General features: G+C 66.4%; 18 protein-coding genes. 14 read left to right on the forward strand and 4 right to left on the reverse strand.

The genetic code is table 11. The features are described from left to right. Positions 1-4: 4 nt before the first annotated feature. Genes fdhF through C9I57_RS22800 form a run of 3 tightly spaced genes read right to left on the reverse strand, consistent with a single transcriptional unit; the run spans position 5 to position 5,067 of the window. Positions 5-2,953 carry a formate dehydrogenase subunit alpha gene (gene fdhF / locus C9I57_RS22790; RefSeq protein ID WP_107152997.1) on the reverse strand — a complete coding sequence of 983 codons (2,949 nt, stop codon included), beginning with the start codon at positions 2,951-2,953 and terminating at the stop codon, positions 5-7. Positions 2,954-2,971: 18 nt separating this feature from the next. After that, entirely contained in the window at positions 2,972-4,543 is a 1,572-nt protein-coding gene (locus C9I57_RS22795) for a formate dehydrogenase beta subunit (protein ID WP_107152897.1), read from the reverse strand. Beyond that, positions 4,540-5,067: an NAD(P)H-dependent oxidoreductase subunit E gene (locus tag C9I57_RS22800; RefSeq protein ID WP_107152898.1), complete on the reverse strand. Its 528-nt coding sequence runs from the start codon at positions 5,065-5,067 to the stop codon at positions 4,540-4,542. The genes C9I57_RS22795 and C9I57_RS22800 overlap by 4 nt, the downstream gene beginning before the upstream one ends. A 151-nt stretch (positions 5,068-5,218) precedes the next feature. Between C9I57_RS22800 and C9I57_RS22805 the strand changes: the two genes are divergently transcribed. The 3 genes from C9I57_RS22805 (at position 5,219) to C9I57_RS22815 (ending at position 7,877) form a co-directional block, all read left to right on the forward strand. Next, positions 5,219-6,313 (forward strand): substrate-binding domain-containing protein, encoded by a 1,095-nt coding sequence (locus C9I57_RS22805; RefSeq protein WP_107152899.1) that lies wholly within the window; start codon positions 5,219-5,221, stop codon positions 6,311-6,313. A 142-nt stretch (positions 6,314-6,455) separates the two neighbouring features. Then, positions 6,456-6,719 (forward strand): hypothetical protein, encoded by a 264-nt coding sequence (locus C9I57_RS22810; RefSeq protein WP_107152900.1) that lies wholly within the window; start codon positions 6,456-6,458, stop codon positions 6,717-6,719. A gap of 447 nt (positions 6,720-7,166) precedes the next feature. Continuing rightward, positions 7,167-7,877, forward strand: coding sequence for a response regulator (locus tag C9I57_RS22815; protein WP_107152901.1), 711 nt, complete (start codon positions 7,167-7,169; stop codon positions 7,875-7,877). On the opposite strand, the gene C9I57_RS22820 is transcribed toward C9I57_RS22815, so the two are convergent. After that, a complete protein-coding gene (locus C9I57_RS22820) occupies positions 7,826-8,575 on the reverse strand; it encodes a sensor histidine kinase (protein WP_258187783.1) in 750 nt (249 codons plus the stop codon). The two genes, C9I57_RS22815 and C9I57_RS22820, sit on opposite strands and share 52 nt — an antisense overlap. Before the next feature lie 320 nt (positions 8,576-8,895). On the opposite strand from C9I57_RS22820, the gene gspG reads away from it, so the two are divergent. From gspG to C9I57_RS22875, 11 genes are all read left to right on the forward strand, one after another. Then, the gene (gene gspG, locus C9I57_RS22825; RefSeq protein WP_107152903.1) at positions 8,896-9,363 is read left to right on the forward strand and encodes a type II secretion system major pseudopilin GspG; all 468 of its coding nucleotides are present in this window, start codon (positions 8,896-8,898) and stop codon (positions 9,361-9,363) included. 63 nt (positions 9,364-9,426) lie between these two features. After that, positions 9,427-10,629 carry a type II secretion system F family protein gene (locus tag C9I57_RS22830; RefSeq protein WP_107152904.1) on the forward strand — a complete coding sequence of 401 codons (1,203 nt, stop codon included), beginning with the start codon at positions 9,427-9,429 and terminating at the stop codon, positions 10,627-10,629. A 7-nt stretch (positions 10,630-10,636) separates the two neighbouring features. Continuing rightward, a complete protein-coding gene (locus C9I57_RS22835; protein ID WP_107152905.1) occupies positions 10,637-12,358 on the forward strand; it encodes a GspE/PulE family protein in 1,722 nt (573 codons plus the stop codon). Next, on the forward strand, positions 12,339-13,244 hold the full coding sequence (locus C9I57_RS22840; RefSeq protein ID WP_107152906.1) for a hypothetical protein: 906 nt from the start codon (positions 12,339-12,341) through the stop codon (positions 13,242-13,244). The genes C9I57_RS22835 and C9I57_RS22840 overlap by 20 nt, the downstream gene beginning before the upstream one ends. Before the next feature lie 123 nt (positions 13,245-13,367). Then, complete coding sequence (locus C9I57_RS22845; RefSeq protein WP_107152907.1) at positions 13,368-13,901, forward strand: PilN domain-containing protein; 534 nt, start codon at positions 13,368-13,370, stop codon at positions 13,899-13,901. Then, on the forward strand, positions 13,898-14,464 hold the full coding sequence (locus C9I57_RS22850; protein ID WP_107152908.1) for a hypothetical protein: 567 nt from the start codon (positions 13,898-13,900) through the stop codon (positions 14,462-14,464). Before C9I57_RS22845 ends, C9I57_RS22850 begins: the two co-directional genes overlap by 4 nt. Continuing rightward, positions 14,461-15,120, forward strand: a complete 660-nt coding sequence (locus tag C9I57_RS22855; RefSeq protein ID WP_107152909.1) for a secretion system X translation initiation factor — start codon at positions 14,461-14,463, stop codon at positions 15,118-15,120. The genes C9I57_RS22850 and C9I57_RS22855 overlap by 4 nt, the downstream gene beginning before the upstream one ends. Next, on the forward strand, positions 15,121-17,550 hold the full coding sequence (locus C9I57_RS22860; RefSeq protein ID WP_107152910.1) for a type IV pilus secretin PilQ: 2,430 nt from the start codon (positions 15,121-15,123) through the stop codon (positions 17,548-17,550). Positions 17,551-17,553: 3 nt separating this feature from the next. Further along, entirely contained in the window at positions 17,554-18,102 is a 549-nt protein-coding gene (locus C9I57_RS22865) for a type II secretion system protein (protein WP_107152911.1), read from the forward strand. 8 nt (positions 18,103-18,110) lie between these two features. Then, on the forward strand, positions 18,111-18,521 hold the full coding sequence (locus C9I57_RS22870) for a type IV pilin protein (protein WP_107152998.1): 411 nt from the start codon (positions 18,111-18,113) through the stop codon (positions 18,519-18,521). Positions 18,522-18,637: 116 nt separating this feature from the next. Further along, the gene (locus tag C9I57_RS22875; RefSeq protein WP_258187784.1) at positions 18,638-19,150 is read left to right on the forward strand and encodes a type II secretion system protein; all 513 of its coding nucleotides are present in this window, start codon (positions 18,638-18,640) and stop codon (positions 19,148-19,150) included. Positions 19,151-19,229: the final 79 nt, after the last annotated feature.

Consider the following 19,229-nt stretch of genomic DNA (forward strand, 5'->3'; position numbering starts at 1 on the left):
GTCCTCACTTGCCCACGCTCGCGGCGGCGAGCGCCCGCTCACGTTCGCGCAGCAGCGCGAGCTGCGTCTCGGAAAAGCGCGAGTATTGCTGCTGCCATTCCGACGGCTGCTGTACCGGCAGCACCTGCACGGCCGTCACCTTGTACTCGGGGCAGTTCGTCGCCCAGTCGGAGCTGTCCGTCGTGATGACGTTCGCTCCCGACTCGGGGAAGTGGAACGTCGTGTAGACGACGCCCGGCTGCATGCGTTCCGTCACGAGCGCGCGCAGCACCGTGTAGCCGGCACGCGATTCGATGCCGACCCAGTCCCCCGTCTTGATGCCGCGGTCTTCGGCATCGTGCGGATGAATTTCGAGGCGGTCCTCGTCGTGCCAGTGCACGTTCTCGGTTCGCCGTGTCTGCGCGCCCACGTTGTACTGCGAGAGAATGCGCCCCGTCGTCAACAGCAGCGGGAAGCGCTGCGTCACTTTCTCTTTCGAAGGCACGAACTTCGTGATGACGAACTTGCCCTTGCCGCGCACGAACTCGTCGACGTGCATCGTCGGCGTGCCTTGCGGCGCGGCCTCGTTGCACGGCCACTGCACGCTGCCGAGCTCGTCGATGAGATCGTACGAGACGCCGTGGAACGTCGGCGTGAGCCGCGCGATCTCGTCCATGATCTCGGACGGATGCGCGTAGTTCATTTCATAGCCGAGCTCGCAAGCGAGCATTTGCGTGACTTCCCAGTCCGCGTAGATGCCGAGCGGCGTCATCACGCGCCGCACGCGCGAGATGCGCCGCTCGGCGTTCGTGAACGTGCCGTCCTTTTCGAGGAACGACGAGCCCGGCAGGAAGACATGCGCGTACTTGGCGGTCTCGTTGAGGAAGATGTCCTGCACGACGATGCATTCCATCGATGAGAGCGCCGAAGCCACATGCTGGGTGTCGGGGTCGGACTGCACGATGTCCTCGCCCTGACAGTAAAGCCCCTTGAAGCTGCCGTCGAGCGCCGCATCGAACATGTTCGGAATGCGCAGCCCAGGCTCCGGATCGAGCGCGACGTGCCACGCGTGCTCGAACTGTCCCCGCACCTCGTCGCCGCCGATGTGGCGGTAGCCGGGCAGCTCGTGCGGGAACGAGCCCATGTCACACGAGCCCTGCACGTTGTTCTGACCGCGCAGCGGATTGACGCCCACGCCCTCGCGGCCGATATTGCCCGTCGCCATCGCGAGATTGGCGATGCCCATCACCGTCGTCGAGCCTTGCGCGTGCTCGGTGACGCCCAGGCCGTAGTAGATCGCTCCGTTGCCGCCCGTGGCATAAAGGCGCGCGGCCTCGCGTACCTGCCGCGCCGGCACGCCCGTCACGGCTTCCATCGCTTCGGGCGAGTTCTCTTCGTGCGCGACGAAATCGCGCCATTGCGCAAAGGCCAGCGGCTCACAGCGCTCGGCCACGAACTTCTCATCGACGAGCCCTTCGGTCACGATGACGTGCGCCAGCGAATTGACGAGCGCGACGTTCGTGCCGGGGCGCAATTGCAGGTGATAGTCGGCCTTTACGTGCGGACCGTCGACGAGATCGATGCGGCGCGGATCGGCGATGATGAGCTTCGCGCCCTCGCGCAGACGCCGTTTCAGGCGCGAGGCGAAGACCGGGTGGCCGTCGGTCGGGTTCGCGCCGATCACGATGATGACATCGGATTTCGCGACCGAAGCGAACGTCTGCGTGCCGGCCGATTCGCCGATCGTCGTCTTCAGGCCGTAGCCCGTCGGCGAATGGCAGACGCGCGCGCAGGTGTCGACGTTGTTGTTGCCGAATGCCGCGCGCACGAGCTTCTGCACGAGGTAGGTTTCTTCGTTCGTGCAACGCGATGACGTGATGCCGCCGACGGAGCCGCGCCCATACTTGTCCTGGATGCGACGAAACTCGGAGGCCGCATACGAGATCGCCTCCTGCCAGCTCACTTCGCGCCAAGGATCCGTGATCTTCGCGCGGATCATCGGCTTCGTGATGCGGTCCTTGTGGGTCGCGTAACCCCAGGCAAAGCGGCCCTTCACGCAAGCATGACCCTCGTTGGCCTGGCCGTTCCTGTACGGCACCATCCGCACGACTTGACCGCCTTTCATCTCGGCTTTGAGCGAGCAGCCGACGCCGCAGTAGGCGCAGGTCGTCACGACCGAATGCTCGGCCTGGCCGAGCACCGTGACGCTCTTTTCCATCAGCGTCGCGGTGGGGCAAGCGGCCACGCAGGCGCCGCACGAGACGCACTCCGAGTCCATGAACGGCTGGTTTTCGCTCGCGGCCACACGCGACTCGAAACCGCGCGCGGCGATCGTCAGCGCGAACGTGCCCTGCGTTTCCTCGCAGGCACGCACGCAGCGGTTGCAGACGATGCACTTGGACGGATCATACGTGAAGTACGGGTTCGATTCGTCCTTCGCGTCTTTCAGATGGTTATCGCCGTCGAAGCCGTAGCGCACTTCGCGCAAGCCCACGACGCCCGCCATGTCCTGCAGTTCGCAGTTGCCGTTGGCCGGGCAAGTCAGGCAGTCGAGCGGGTGATCGGAGATATAGAGCTCCATCACATTGCGGCGCAGCTCCTGCAGCCGCGGCGTTTGCGTCGAGACGCGCATGCCGGCTTCGACCGGCGTCGTGCACGAGGCCGGATAGCCGCGCTTGCCTTCGATCTCGACGAGGCAGAGGCGACAAGAGCCGAACGGCTCGAGCGAATCGGTCGCGCAGAGCTTCGGCACGTTGATGCCGGCCTCGATCGCGGCGCGCATCACCGAGGTGCCCGCGGCCACCGTCACGGGGCGCCCGTCGATTTCGAGCGTCACGTCGGTGTCGGCGTAGCGGCGCGGCGTGCCGTAGTCGATGTCGTCGAGCGGGTTCAGGTTCAGCGCGGCGCTCTTGCAGGCGCAGTTTCCCGAGCCGCAGCCACCGGTCGCTTTGGGTTGTGCGAATGCGTCGGACATGATGAGTTGCTCCATTCGTCAAGCCGCAGCCGCATTCGGCTGGACTGGGCGAAGACCGAAGTCTTCCGGGAAATGATCGAGTGCCGAAATGACCGGGTAGGGCGTCATGCCGCCCATCGCGCAAAGCGAGCCGGACACCATCGTGTCGCAGAGGTCGCGCAAGAGCGTGACCTGCTTCTCGGACGTGTCGCCATTGCGGATCCGCTGAATGACCTCGGCGCCGCGCGTCGAGCCGATCCGGCAGGGCGTGCACTTGCCGCACGACTCGAGCGCGCAAAAATGCATCGCGTACTGCGCCAGCTCGGCGAGATTCGATGTGTCGTCGTGCACGACGATGCCGCCGTGGCCCACCACCGCGCCGACTGCCGCATAGGCTTCGTAGTCCAGCGGAATATCCCACTGGCTCTCGGGCAGGTAGGTGCCGAGCGGCCCGCCGACCTGCGCCGCGCGCGCGGGACGTCCGCTCGCGGTGCCGCCGCCGTAGTCGAATATGAGTTCGCGCAGCGTGACGCCGAACGCGAGTTCCACGAGCCCGCCTTGCTTGATATTGCCGGCGAGCTGGAACGGCAGCGTGCCGCGCGAGCGGCCCATGCCGAAGTCTTTGTAGAACGCCGCGCCGCGCGCGAAGATGATCGGCACCGTCGCGAGCGTGATGACGTTGTTGATGACGGTCGGCTGGCCGTGCAGGCCCGCGAGCGCCGGGACGGGCGGCTTCGCGCGAACGATGCCGCGCTTGCCTTCGAGCGATTCGAGCAGCGCCGTTTCCTCGCCGCAGACATATGAGCCCGCGCCCTTCGCGACGAAGAGCTCGAACGCGCGATCCGAGCCGAGCACGCTCGCGCCGAGCCAGCCGGCCGCGCGCGCCTTCGCGATCGCCGCCTCGAGCGTCGCGATCGCATGCGGGTATTCGCTGCGCACGTAGATGTAACCCTCGGTCGCGCCCGTGGCGACGCCCGCGATGATCATGCCTTCGATGAGCCCGAACGGGTCGCCTTCCATCGACAGCCTGTCCGAGAACGTGCCCGAGTCCCCTTCGTCCGCGTTGCAGACGATGTACTTCTGCGGGGCCGAGGCCGCTCGCACGGTCCGCCATTTGATGCCGGCCGGAAACGCCGCGCCGCCGCGACCGCGCAGGCCCGACTCGAGCACGAGCTCGCAGGCTGCCTCGCCGCTCATCGCAAGCGCGGCCTTCAGGCCCGCGAGCCCCTCATGGGCCACGTAATCGTCAATCGAGAGCGGATCGGTGATGCCGAGCCGTGCGAACGTGAGGCGCTGCTGGCGCTTCAGATACGGGATCTCCTCGACGAGTCCCACTGAGCGCTCGTGCGCGCCGCCCGAGAGCCATGCATCGACGAGCGAAGGGACGTCCTCGATGCCGACGTTCGCGTAGCCCACGCGCCCATCGGCTGTTTGCAGCTCGATGAGCGGCTCGAGCCAGAGAAGCCCGCGCGAACCGTTGCGGACGATCTCGACGGCCAGGCCGCGCGCCGCGGCAACGCTCGCGATCGCCTGCGCGACTTCGTCGGCGCCCATTGCGAGGGCCGACGAGTCGCGCGGCACGAAAATGCGGTGCGTCGTGGGCGAGTTCATGCGGACTCCTTGGCATTCGCTTCGACGCCCGCGGCCGCGCAGGCCGCGTCGAACAAGGCGTCGAACTTCGGCGGTGTCATCTTCGCGTAGAGCTTGCCGTTGATCGTCATGGCAGGCGAGAGCGCGCATTGCCCGAGGCAGTAGACGGATTCAAGCTCGACGGCTTCGTCATGACCCTGCGCCGCGGCATCGCCGCTGCCGTGCTTCGCATCGAAGCGACAGCCCGTGTGTGCTTCGACGTGCCGCGCGAGCGCCTCGGTGCCCATGCTGCGGCACGATTCCGCGCGGCAAAGGGCGACCGTCACGCGTGCGGGCGGTGTCGTGCGGAAATGATGATAGTAGGTGATGACGCCGTGTACTTCGGCGCGCGAAAGATTCATCGCGCGCGCAAGCGGCGCAACGGCCTCTTTCGGGATGAATCCGACTTCATCCTGGATGGCGTGCAACACTGCAAGCAGCGATGCGCCTGGTTTGACGTGCCGGCGGACGAGCTCGTCCGGCGCGGCGGCGCGGGGATGTTCCACGTGGGGTCTCCTTTCTGTCCCTTGACTCACCACCTGCCTTGCAATATGCACTTGCGGTACATATAGCCTGCAGATATGCTCGGCTTCTTCACTTGTTCTGGAACAATAGGCGCGTGCTTTTCGATATGCAATAGGAAATCGGACCACATAAATGATCGACATCCGGTGCGTCACTGAACTGATCGTGCGCGATAGCGCGGGCCATGAGGCGAGTTTGACCGATATCGCGCCGCTGCTCGCGCTCGTCGACGAGACGGGCAGCATCGCCCAGGCGGCCGAGCAAAGCCGCCTCTCGTACCGCCACGCGTGGGGATTGCTGCGCTTGTTCGAGGCGCGGCTCGGCGGCGACCTGATCTCGAAGGAGCGTGGCAAAGGCTCGGCGCTGTCGGATCTCGGGCACGCCGTCGTCAGGGCGCAGCGCCTCTGCGCGGAGCGGCTTGAAGGACCCATGCAGATGCTCGCGAGCGAAATCGCCGAGGAGCTCAACCGTCAGCTCGGGCGCGGCAGTGCGATCCGCATTCACGCGTCGCACGGCTACGCGGTGGCGGCGCTCGTCGCCGAACTCGGCAGCCGCGGCGTCGTCGCGGTGGACATCAAGTATCGCGAGAGTGCCGAGGCCGTCGCGTCGCTCGCGCGCGGTGAGTGTGATTTCGCCGGTTTTCACCTGCCGGCCGGCCCGTTCCGCGAGCTCTGCGCCGACATTTACCGGCGCTGGCTCGACCCGCGGCGCCACGTGCTCATTCATCTGACGAAGCGCAAGCAAGGCCTTTTCCTCCAGAAGGGCAACCCGAAGGGTGTGCGGGGGCTCGACGATCTCGCCCGCAACGACGTGCGCTTCGTCAATCGGCAACCCGGCTCGGGCACGCGGCTTCTGATCGACCTCGAGTTGCGCCGCGTCGGCGTCGACCCGGAGCGCATCAACGGCTATGCGTCGACGGAGCTGACGCATACGGCGATCGCGGCTTTCGTCGCGAGCGGCATGGCCGACGTCGGCTTCGGCGTGGCGCCGGCCGCGCACCATTTCGGGCTCGACTTCATTCCCGTCGTCGACGAGGACTACTACTTCGCCTGCGAGCGTGGGCGGCTCTCGTCGGCGCCACTGGCCGCCGCCCTCGAGGTGCTCAAGAGCGACGCCTTCCAGGCGAGCGTCTCGCGGCTCGAAGGCTACGACCCGGCCGAGTGCGGCCTGCTCGTAGACGTCGCGAGCGGGTTGCGCGGCGGCGCGCCGGCACGGGCGTCGCGCTAGCGTGGTCGGGGCGGCCTTTCGCCATGTATACGTGCGTAATACGAATCGATGCACAGCCGGCCGGTTCTGCGTTAGGCTTACCAGTCTCTTGGGTCGTCCCCAGCCATGCCAGATGCGCCGACGAGGCGCAGCAAGAACGAACATGAAACAGCTCATCAATGCCTGCGCCGCCGCGATCGCAGCCGGCGCGTTGACAGCCGTCGCAACGCTTGCCTTCGCCCAGAATTCGCCGGGCGTGCCGGGCGGCATTCTGACCGATCAGTTCCGGCTGCAGCAGCATCCTCAGCTGCAATTCGCCGCTTCAGCGCCGACCAAGAAGTATCAGACGCGCCGGTCCGAGCTGCGCAAGAAGGGTGACCTCGGCGACCCGGACGGCTGCAATCTCAAGTGCCCCGAAGATCAATGAGCGGCGCATAACACGGATCGGCGTTTCGGAAGTTCGGGGTTCAGCGCGGACGCCGCCGCAGCTGCCGCGGACTTTCCGATCTTCGCCGACGCCGCAAATCGTCTTTCTCAGTTTTGAGACACCGCCCCCGCGGTTTGCCCCCGCAGGCGGGCGTACGTTCACGTCGAACTCGCCTGTCGACCGTCTGGCGTTGCACGCCTGAAACGTTTATCGGTCGAGCGTGGGCTCCCGATATGGCGCTTCTTCCGCATGGCCGCATCGCTCAGGGCGTGGCGCGATATTTGCGATCACGACGCGCATTACACGCAGGGGATGAGGCGACTCGCCAGCGCCGCCCATCGACCGCGGAAAATCGAGAAGCGGCCGGCTAGCCGGCCGTGGCGCGCAGACGGCGCGCACGCCTCAGCGGCGGCGCGTACGAGCCAGGGATATGGGAAGGGGTGAGCCGTGAGCACAAAGCATCGCTTGTTGATCGCGGAAGATCATCATTTGCTGCGCTGCGGGCTGCGTTCGATGCTCAACGCGCTCGGCGACTATGAGGTCGTCGGGGAGGCCCGGGACGGCAAAGAGGCTTGTCAGCAGGCCATCGCTTTGGCGCCGGACGTGATCCTCACCGATCTCGCGATGCCGGGCATGAACGGCATCGATGCGGTGGCGACGATCAAGCGCCGTTCGCCGCAGATTCGCATCGTGGCGCTTACCGTGCACAAGGCCCAGGAGTACGTGCGCGAAGCATTGCGCGTCGGTGTGGACGGCTATGTGCTCAAGGACGCTTCATTCGACGAACTCGTGGCGGCGCTGCGCGCCGTGATGCAGGGCAAGCGGCACTTGAGCGCCGACGTCTACGGCAACCTCGTTCAGTCGTTCGTGACCGGCCGCGACGCGTCGGCGCCAAAGAGCACGTGGGAGCTTCTCACCGCGCGTGAGCGCAGCGTGCTGAAGCTCGTGGCGGAGGGACGCACGAACCGCCAGGTGGGGCAGTATCTCAATCTCAGCCCGAAGACGATCGAGAAGTATCGCGCGAATCTCATGCACAAGCTCGAGATCTGCAACCTGACCGGGCTCGTGCTGGCCGCCATCGACATGGGCCTGATCGCGCCGATGTCTCACACGCTCCAGATTGCCGAGACCAGCGTGCCGCCCGTTACGCTCGACTGAACGACGAACGTGCCGCCTGCCGCCTCGACGCGATGCTTCATGCCGATCAGGCCGAGACCGCCGTCGAAGTCCGGATCGGTGGCCGTGCAGAGCGTGTCGAAGCCGACGCCGTCGTCTTCGATCGCCAGCGACAGGCCATGTTCCGTGCAGTGCAGCCTCACGTCGATCGTCTTCGCCGAGCCGTGTCTCAGTGCGTTGGTGAGCGCCTCCTGGGCGACGCGGAAAATGTCGGCCCGCAGGTTGCCGGGAACCTCCGCGTCTTGAACGCCGCAATCGAAACGGACGCTGAGATTCTCGACGCGTTCATCGACGCGCGCGCAAAGCGATGCGAGCGAAGCGACGAGCCCGAGGCGCTCGAGCAGCACGGGATTCAGCTCGTTGCATATCTGGCGTACGTCGCCGATCGCTTCGCAAATGCGTATGACCGCGGCGTCGAGCAGTTCACGCGCTTCGAGCGTGCGGCCTCCGCGAAGGCGGATGCGCGCGTCCTCGATCGTCAGCTTGATCAGCGTCAGCGCCTGGCCCAATCCATCGTGCAGTTCGGACGTGATTCGTTTTCGCTCGAGCTCCCGGCCGATGACGACGGCCGCGCCGAAGTCCTTGCGATCGTGCCGAGCCGCGAAGACGCGTCTGCGCACGGCATCCATGACCTCGCGCCACTTCATGTTCCGGAGTCCGCCGGGCGGCAAAGCGATCATGGGGCCTCCGAAAACGGTATGTGCGTGCGAGAGAGCCGCATCAGGTTGTGCGCGGCCGAGCATGCGGGGTAACGCCTGCACGTTGGCCCGCGCGGTCCATCGGGTTCGCCGTTATGTACGCGGGCTAACTGAATTCTTGTGTTTCGCCGGCCCGCGCGCAACGGGTCGCCATCAGGCAACCGCGTAGCGGGGAATTACCCATGCGCGCGGGCGGGCGTTCCTCACTTATTGCACCGTGATGGACAGACAAGAATGGGATCAAGCCCAATAGGGCGCGACGCCGGGGCGGCGAAGGAGGGATCGTGAACATCGATAGGCAGATGATGTCGCGGCTCGCACGATTGCGCGGCGATCGCCGGCACGAAGGCCCGCATCGCCGCATCCGGCACGGTGCCGGCTTCACGCTGCTCGAGCTGCTCGTCGTCATGGTCATCATCGGACTTCTGGCGGGGCTCGTCGCGCCGCAATACTTCAATCAGATCGGCAAGTCGAACGTCAAGATCGCGAAGGCGCAGATCGACTCGCTCGGCAAGGCGCTCGACCAGTATCGGCTCGACGTGGGCCAGTATCCGACGACGGAGGAAGGGCTCGATGCGCTCTTCACGAGGCCGCAGAACGAGCCGCGCTGGAGCGGACCTTACCTGAAGAAGGCGGTGCCGCCCGATCCGTGGAATCGTCCTTACGTTTATCGCTCGCCGGGTGAGCATGGCGAGTACGACCTTTACACGCTCGGACGGACGGGGCAGCCGGGCGGCACGGGCGAGGACGTCGCGATTACGTCGTGGTGAAAACGGGATGGGGCTGCGCGCGGTCCGCGGCGAGAGCGGGCCGGTTGCCGGGGGAGGGGTAAAGTGAAGTACTCGTTGCGCGTCTTCGATGCGGCCGGTTTGGTGCAGACGATCAGCCTCGAAGGAGATACGTCGGATGGCGCCGCCAGCATTGCGCGCTCGCGAGGCCTGCGCGTGATCTCGATTCGAGCCGATGGCGTCGCCCGCCGTCGGCTCGCGCAACGTACGGCGCTCGGCGGCGCGAGGTTCAATGTCGAGCTCTTCGCGCGCGAGCTCGCCGCGCTCATCGATGCAGGCGTCAGCGTCATCGACGCGTTGCGCACGCTCGGCAGCAACGAGCGCCGCGAAGCGTCGGCGCAGGTCTATCGCGATCTGCTGCGCCGGCTCGAGGAAGGTCATTCGTTATCGGCCGCGCTCCACTTCGCGGACGATGTGTTCCCGCCCGTGCTCGTCGCCTGCGTGAAGGCGAGCGAGCAGACGGGCGGCCTCGCCGAAAGCCTCAAGCGCTACTCGCGCAACAGCGCCACGCTGCAGGCGCTGCGCGCGCGCGTGATCTCGGCCTCGGTCTATCCCGCCGTGCTGCTGGCCGTCGGCTCGGTCGTCGTGCTGTTTCTGCTCGCCTTCGTCGTGCCGCGGTTCGCGGGCCTGCTCGAGCACAGCGGACATGAGCTGCCGTTGCTCTCGCAATGGCTCATGGCTTGGGGTTCGCTCGTGCACGCGCATGGCGCCGAGCTCGCGACCGCCCTCGCGATCGCCGTGCTGGGCTCGCTCGTTGCGCTGCGCCGTGCTTCGGTGCGCAACTGGGCAGCCGATCGCGTGCTTGCCTTGCCCGGCATCGGTGAGTATTTCCGCATCTATCGCCAGGCGCAGTTCTTCCGCACGGCGGCCATGCTCGTCGATGGCGGCATTCCCGTCGTTCAAGCATTCGATCTCGCGCAAGCACTCGTCTCGCGCATCGATCGCGCCGCGCTCGTGCTTGCGTTGGAGCGCGTGCGCAACGGCGGCAGGATTTCCGAAGCGTTTCTCGACTGCGGCCTTGCGAGCCCGATCACATTCCGCTTGCTGACCGTCGCCGAAAAGACGGGCGGCCTCGGGCCCGTTCTCGACAAGGTCGCGAGTTTTCAGGAAGCGCACGTCTCACGTGCGATCGATCTGATCTCGCGGCTCATCGAGCCCGCGATGATGATCGTCATCGGCGTCGTGATCGGCGGCATCGTCGTGCTCATGTACATGCCGATCTTCCAGTTGGCGTCGAGCATCGAGTAGGGACGACATGGATACCGATACCGTCTGCGCCAGTGCCGAGCCGAACCGGACGCAGTATCGCGAGGCGCTCGCATTGCTCGTCGAGCGCCATGGGTCGGCCGCCCGCGCGCTCGAGGCGCTGCCGGCGCATGTTGGCGTGGACGGCGAGACGGCACTTGCCGGACTGGCCGAAGCGTTTCGCATGACGCCGATCGGTATGCGCGAGATGCACCGGCTCGAGCCCGACTTTGAAATCATGCCGTTCATCGAGGCGGCGTCGCGCCTCACGATCTGTTTCCGAGACGGCGAGGCCGGCAGCGAGCGGCTGCTGTTCGTGATCGCCGATCCGCTCGATGCACGCACGCGCGGCTGCGTGGATCAGCGCATGCGCGCGCGGCCGCGCGTGCCGTACCGCTGGGCGCTCGCGAGCGTCGGCGATCTGAATGCCTATCTGGCCGCGCGCGAAAAAGACGTGCGCGCGATGGACACGGTCGCGCTGGGGGACACGGCGAAGCGCGCGAGCGACACGGCCGCGCTCGCGCTGACGCTGCAGGGCATCAGCCACGACGACAGCCCCGTCGTCAGGCTGCTGAACTCGACGATCTACGACGCGCTCAAGATGCAGGCGAGCGACATTCACCTCGAATGCCGCGGCAACGGTCTCGTGATCAAGTACCGTATCGACGGTGTGCTCAGCGTGATCAGCCGGATGGAGGGCCGCGAGCTCGCGGACCAGGTTCTGTCCCGGCTCAAAGTAATTTCCGAGCTCGACATCGCCGAGCGGCGCGTGCCGCAAGACGGCCGCTTCAAGGCGCAGTTCGCCGCCCGCGAGATCGACTTTCGCGTCTCGATCATGCCGAACCTCTTCGGCGAGGATGCGGTCTTGCGCATTCTCGATCGTTATCAGCTTTCGCAGGCCGCGGGCGGCCTCACGCTCGAGGCGCTCGGTTTCCAGGCGGCCGACATGGCGTTCATGCGCACGGTCGCCGCGATGCCGTACGGAATGCTGCTCGTCACGGGGCCGACGGGCAGCGGCAAGACGACGACGCTCTATGCGATTCTGACCGAGATCAACGACGGCCTCGAGAAGACCGTGACGATCGAGGATCCCGTCGAGTATCAGCTCGGCGACATCCTGCAGATTCCCGTCAACGAAGCGAAAGGACTCACGTTCGCGCGCGGGTTGCGCTCGATCCTGCGGCACGATCCGGACCGCATCATGGTCGGCGAGATCCGCGACACGGAAACGGCGCAGATCGCGGTACAGGCCGCGCTCACGGGCCACCAGGTCTTCACGACGGTGCATGCGAACAACGTTTTCGATGTGATCGGTCGCTTCACGAACATGGGCGTGGACTCGTACAGCTTCGTGTCCGCGTTGAACGGCGTGATCGCGCAGCGCTTGTTGCGCCAGTGTTGCGGCGAATGCGCCGTGGAAGAGACGATCGCGCCGGAGCTGCTCGCGCGCTCGGGCATCGATCCCGGCACGGCGCATGAGTACCGGTTTCGTCGCGGGATCGGTTGCGCGGCGTGTCGCGGCACGGGCTATCGAGGGCGCCGCGCGATCGCCGAGGCGCTGCGAATGAACGACGAATTGCGCCAGTTGCTGTCGGAGCGTGCGCCGCTCGGTCAGATCAAAAGCGCGGCCCTGCGCTGCGGAATGACGACGCTGCGGCGGGCCGCGTTGAAGCTGCTCGCGGCCGGCGAAACGACGCTCGAGGAGATCAATCGTGTCACGATCGTCGATTGACACACTCGCCATCGGCCTCGGCACCTGCGACGTCGCGGTCGGCCGGCGGCGCCGGACATGGCTGGGGCGGGCGGCGCGCGAAACGGCACCGAGCGCGGTGCGGATCGTCGAAATGGAATCGGCGTCGCGCTACACGGACGCGGGCCTTTTCGATGCGCTCGGGCGCGCGCTGGGCGATGGGAGCACCGATGCGAGCACTGATGCCGAAGGCCGGTCGCCATCGAGCGTCGAGGCGCGCACCGGTCCTCGCCGCGCCGCCATCGTGCTCGACGACTTCTGGGGCCGTCACGCAATCCTGCGCGGCGACTTTCGCAGTCTGCGCGCACGCGATCTGGACGAGGTGGCCGGCGCCTACTTCGCCGATACGTTCGGCGTCGACGGCGAGACGCTGATCGTCCGGTGGCAGGTGCAGCCAGGCGGCCGGACGCTTTTCGCGAGCGCATTGCCGCGCGCGCTCATCGAGGGAATTCGCGAGAAAAGCGCCGAGGCGCGCGTCGATGTCGCGAGCATCGTGCTTGCGCTGCCTCGGACATTGAACCGCGTCCGCGCCGCAATCGGGGGCGGCGACGGGTGGCTGCTCGTCGCGACGGACACGCTGCTGCACGCGGTGACGATCGGCAAGGGCGGCTGGTCCGCCTACGACACCGAACGCGTTTTTCGCGACGGCGCTGAGGAAGGCGACGCGGGCGCGCATGCCGTTGCCGATGCCGCGCGGCAAATCTTCGAGCGGTCGGCGGCGGCGCGCGGGGCCGAATGCGGGGTTTATCTTTGCGGCCTTGCGCTCGATCCCGAGCCGTTCGAGCGGAGCTTCGCGCGCTTCACCGCGCTGCACGCCCACATGAGCAGCGCGCCGCCGGCGCTCGGGCTGATGGAGCTCGCGTTATGAACGACCCCCACGCTCACATTCGTTCGCTGCCCCCCGAGGGGGCCGATGCCTCCCTTGGGGCGGCCCGGCGGGAGGCATCATGAACGACCCCCACGCTATCGTTCGCTGCTGGCGGGAGGCATCATGATGCCGCTTCTCACGCTCGATTTCGCACGACGCGGCGCGCGCAATCCGCGGGCCGGCATTGCGCTCGCGGTCTTCGCCGTGCTTGCGGCGCTCGTTGCGGGCGATGCGCTATGGCATGCGTACCGCGCCAACGAACGGGCACACGACACACTCGCCGCTTTCGTGCATCTTCATGCGCCGGCCCCGTCGCGCCACGACAGCGCGGCTTCGACGCCCGCCGCGCGCCAACGGGCGAAGGAGATCAATGCAGTCTTCAGCGAGATCACGGTGCCGTGGCAGGACTTGCTCGCCATCGTCGAAGGGTACCGTGAGCACGATGTCGCGCTGATCGGCATCGATCAGAGCCCGGCGCAAGGGCAAATTCGCATCACGGCCGAAGCGAAGGATTTCGACGCAATGGTCCGGTATCTGAAGTACCTGCAGGGCAGTGCGTTGCTGCGCGAAGCCGTCCTCAATACGCATCTCGTCGAGACCACGACGCCTGGCGTGCCGGTGCGCTTTCAGATCACCGCGATATGGAGAAAGCCATGAGAGTGACTGGGCTCAGCGACCTGACGCGGACCGCGCGATTCGAATTGCGGCGTGCGTTCGGCTGGCCCGGCCTCGCCGGTGCCGCGGTGCTTGCCGTGGCGGCTGCGGCGTCGAGCACGGTGCCGGCTTTGAACGCCGATACGCGAAGCGTTCGCGAGCGCATCGTGCTTGAGCATGCGGCAAAGGCTGTGCATCCCGAGCATCGAAGGCATGCCGACGACCCGGCTCTGGTGCTTGCCGCATTGCCCGAGCTGTTCCCTTCGTTTGCTCAAAACGGCGACGACGTCGCGACGATCCTCGCGCAAGCCCATGCCGCGAATCTGACGCTGGGCTCGGCGCAATATCAGGTCGGCGGCGATCGATCCGGGCCGTTCACCACCTACCAGGTGCTCTTGCCCGTCAAGGATCGCTACGTCTCGATCCGGCGCTTCGTCGCGCTCGTGCTCGACAGCGTCCCCAACGCGGCGCTGCAGGAGATTCACGTCGAGCGGCCCGCCGTGAACGGAGACGTGCTCGAAGCGAGGATCCGCTTCAACCTCATTTATCGCGCGAGCCGATCATGAAGCCGCTATCCGCCGCCCTGTTGGCCGCCGGTGCGGCAATGCTCGCCTGGCTCGGCGCGCGCTATCTGAGCGTGACCGATGCATTCGGCGCGCTCGCCTCGCGCGAGAGCGTGTTGAGCACCGGTGCGGCCCGGCTGCGTGGCGCGGCGGGGCTCGCGCCACGTGCGGCTGCGCGTCCCCCAACGACGGCGACGGCTTCGAGCGCGCCTGCCGATGGTGGGGCGATTCGTGGCGCATCGTCACCGCAAGCGCAAGCGCAAGCGAAAGCTTCCGATGACGATGCCCTCGCGCGGACGGCGCGTCAGAAGCTCGCTGCGCTGCGCGCGCCGCTTTCCCCGGAAGCGCAAAACGATCCGTTCAACGTGCAGTCCTGGCTGCCGCCGCCGCCACCGCCGCCCGCGCCGGTGGCCGAAGCGGTGCAGGCGCCGCCGCCCGTGGCGCCGCCGCTGCCGTTCACCTATGTAGGAATGTCGAATGCGAATCAGGCGAAGCCGCAGGTTTTCCTGGCGAACGGCGATCAGCTGCTGATCGTCTCGCCGGGCGACGTGATCGACGGCCGTTACCGCTTCGAATCGATCGCGGCCACGGGGGCCGTGTTTACGTATCTGCCGCTGCAAGAGAAGCAGGTCATGACTATCGAGGGCGAGGGGAACTAAATGAAACCGTCATCGAGACGGGGTGTTGCGCGCGAAGCGGACCGTCGCCACCTGCCCCGGGATATGAAGTTCGCGCCGCTTGCCTGCGGCGTTGCTTGGGCCGTCGTCTTGTCGCTCGTCGGTGGATGCGCGACCAATATCGACGATTTGCGCACCGCGAGCAAACGCGAGCCGACGAACGCGAAGGCGCAGCTCAAGTATCTCGACGAGCGCGACCATGAGGTCACGACGCTGCTCGACGAGGCGGACCAGCTCCGGACCCGGCACGACTACGGTGCGGCGATCCAGAAGCTGCAAGCGGCCTGGAAGCTCGATCCGACGAGCGAGCGCGGCAAGCGAATCGGCTCGGCGATCGAGCTCGATCGGCGCGACGACTTCATCTTGAGCGAAGTCGACCGGATGATGAAGCGCGGCTCGCTTGATAACGCCGCGCAGCGGCTCGATCAGGTGCTTGCGGAAAACCCGAATAACGTCGCGGCCCTGCAGCTCTATCGCGAGCTTGCCGAGAAGCGCCGCCAGGTTCGGCTTGCGGCCGACGAGCAAAACGCATCGTCGTCCATCATGAAAAAGCCCGTATCGCTGCAGTTTCGCGACGCCAATGTGCGGATGGTGTTCGAAGCGCTCTCGCGCACGACGGGCCTCAATGTCATTTTCGACCGCGACGTGCGTGCCGATCTGAAGACGACGATATTCGTTTCGAACGCCTCGCTCGACGATACGGTCGACATGATCCTCATGCAGAACCAGCTCGAGAAGAAGGTACTCAACGCCAACACCGTGTTCATCTATCCGGCGACGCCGGCGAAAGAGCAGGAGTACGAAGATCTCAAAGTCCGCACGTTCCAGCTCTCGAACACGGATGCGAAACAGATTCAGACGCTCTTGAAGAGCCTTCTGAAAATCAAGGAGGTCGTCGTCGACGAGCGCGCGAACACCGTCACGATTCGCGCGACGCCCGAGACGATCCGCGTGGCCGAGCGGATGATCGCCGCGCAGGATATTCCAGACCCCGAAGTGATGCTCGAGGTGAAGGTGCTCGAAGTGTCGCGAGATCGGCTGACCGATCTCGGCATCGACTGGCCCAACAGTTTCAGCGCGTCGACGCCGAACTCGGTCCAGACGTGGGCCGACCTCCATCATTTGCCGATCAATGCGCTCGCCGTGAGCGGGCTGTCGGCCACCGCCAACTTCAAGTTGACCGACACCGATGCGAACCTGCTGGCAAGCCCGCGCATTCGCACGCGCAACAAGGAGAAGGCGAAGATCCTCATCGGCGACAAGGTGCCGGTGATCTCGAGCTCCAGCGTGCCGAGCACGAGCGGCCCGGCCTATTCGCAATCGATCCAATACCTCGACGTGGGCATCAAGCTCGAAGTCGAGCCGCAGGTCTACCGTGACAACGACGTCGGCATGAAGCTCAACCTCGAGGTCAGCAACATCACGAACACGATCTCGAGCAGCAACTCGCAAAGCGGGCTCAGCTCGCTCGCTTATCAGATCGGCACACGCAGCGCGTCGACGAGCTTGAGGATGAAGGACGGCGAGACGCAGATCCTCGGCGGCTTGATTCAGGACGAAGACCGCGACGCGGCCGACAAGGTGCCGGGGCTCGGCCAACTGCCGGTGCTCGGCCGGCTCTTCTCGAATCACAACGGCGACCACAAGAAGACCGAGATCGTGCTGATGATCACGCCGCACATCATCCGGCCGCAGCTCGCGGCCGATGCCGACACGCGCGAGATGTGGTCGGGCACCGACGAGAAAGTCCGTACCGAGCAGCTGCGGCTCGATCCGCCGAGCGTGGACACGGCTTCCGCGTTGCCCGCGCTTCCCGCTCCTGCTCCCGCGACGGCTTCCGGCGCGACGTCGGTCGCTGCCGTCGCGCCTGCCGCGGTCGTTGCCGTGACGCCTGGCCATGTGGGGGGCGGCAACGCTTCGCCGGGCGCGGACAAAGCGGGCGCGGCGACGAGCGGCGCCGCGACGGTTCCCGTAACGGGCGCGCTCGGCGTTCCGCCTGCGACGCCGCGTACGACGGCGCCGCCCACGATGTTCGGCGGCCGGTTCATGACGTCGGTGCCGCTACCGGCAACCGCGGTCGGCGGCGGCGTGGGGAGCGCAGGAGCGGCGGCGGGCGGTGCCGCGGCGGGCGGCACGGCGACGGGCGGTGCGGCGGCAATCGGGGCGGCCGCCGATCATGCCGAGGCGGCGGGCGCGGGAGGAGCGGGCGGTTCGGCGCCCACGGCCGACACCGCTGCCGGACACGAGCCGACGGGAGCGGCGACGGCGGGACAGCAAAGCTCGACGGCGCCCGCGCCTCAAGCGGCTGCGGCTGCGGCGACGGCTCCGTCTCCGCCACCGATCATGCCGGCTTCGCCGAGCGACATGGCGAGCGACAACCCATTGCACGCCATTCCCGTCGACTCGAACTGAGCCATGATGCTACGCGCTGCGCACCCGTGCCCTCGCGGACCTCGCGCGATCGGACGCGCTCGCGGCTTCACGCTCATCGAGCTCGTGATGACGCTTGCGCTCGTGGGGATCGTCGCACTCGCGATCGTCCCCTTCGCGGAGCTGAACGTTCAGCGCGACAAGGAGCAGGAGCTGCGTGTGTCCCTGCGCGAGATCCGCACGGCGATCGACGCCTACAAGGACGCGAGCGATTCCGGCTCGATCGAGCACCCGCCGGGTGCGTCAGGCTATCCGCCGTCGCTCACGGTGCTCGTCGATGGCGTGAAGGACGCGAAGGATCCGAACGGGGGGCTGCTGACGTTTATGCGCCATGTGCCGCGCGACCCGTTCTTCGCGGGCGACCCGACGACGCCCGCCGAGGAAACGTGGAATACGCGCGCCTACGGCGTCCCGCCCGAAGGCGCGCAGGGCGGCGACAGCCCGAGCTCGAGCGTGAGCGACGACGACATCTTCGACGTCAGCTCGAAGTCGGACGGCGTCGGGCTCAACGGCATCCCGTACAAAGAATGGTGAGGCCGCTCATGAAGCGCTCGAGCAAACATGTAGTCTGTCTTCGAGGGTTCACGCTGATCGAGCTCGTGGTCGTCATGGCGATCATCGGGCTGCTGCTGACGATCGCATTGCCGCAATACTTTCACAGCATCGAGCGCGGCAAGAGTCAGGTGCAGCAGCAGAACATCTCGGTGATTCGCGACGCCATCGACAAGTATTACGGGGACAATGGTCAATACCCGGATACGCTCGACGAACTCGTCGCAAAGCACTATCTGCGCAGTATTCCCGTGGATCCGGTGAGCGGCGGCACGGCCTGGACGGTCATCGCTTCTCCCGACACGTCGAAGAGCGGTGTCTACGACGTGGGGCCCGCAAGCGAAGTGCGCGCCGCCGCGCCGGCACCCTCATCGGCGGCGGCAGCGGCAGCGGCGAAATGAAGGCGGGCTTGGCAATCGGCGTGCACGTTCGCGCGAGCGCTTGCACCTCTCGCGGAATCGCTGCTGCGCGCCGAGCCAACGGAACACTCGGCCGGCCCCGACCTCGCGGGCTCGTGATGCTCGCGCTTCTGATCGCGCTTGCGCTCGCATCGATCGCGCTGCTCGCGGGCCTCGACGTCTGGGCGCTCGAAAAGCAGCGGCGCCAGGAGGAGGAGCTGCTGTTCGTGGGCAACCAATACCGGCTCGCGATCCAGCGTTACTACCTCGCGGGCCGGACCTTGCCGGCGACGATCGACGATCTTCTCGAAGACAAGCGCTTTCCCGTTCCGCTTCATCATTTGCGGCGAGCGTATCCCGACCCGATGACCGGCAAGACCGACTGGCAGTTCATGCGCGACGGCAACGGCATCTATGGGGTCTACAGCAGCTCCGACCGCGTACCGATCAAGCACGCGAATTTCCCGCGGCTCTTCGCGTTCTTCGATAAGGCACAAACCTATTCGGACTGGAAGTTCTTCTATCCGCCGCCCGGATGGCGCGGCAATACCGCGGCCGGCGTGCCTTCGGCGCCGTGGTCGCCGTCTTCGTCGACGCCGTTCATCCGCCCACCGGGTAGTCCCCGCCGCTGACTCTGGCTTGCCCTACCTCCGCTGTAGGAGCTTCACCCATGCCGCCTTCAGCGTGCGCTAAGCACAATAAAACATGCCG

Source organism: Trinickia symbiotica (genome assembly GCF_003028655.1).
GTDB lineage: Bacteria > Pseudomonadota > Gammaproteobacteria > Burkholderiales > Burkholderiaceae > Trinickia > Trinickia symbiotica_A.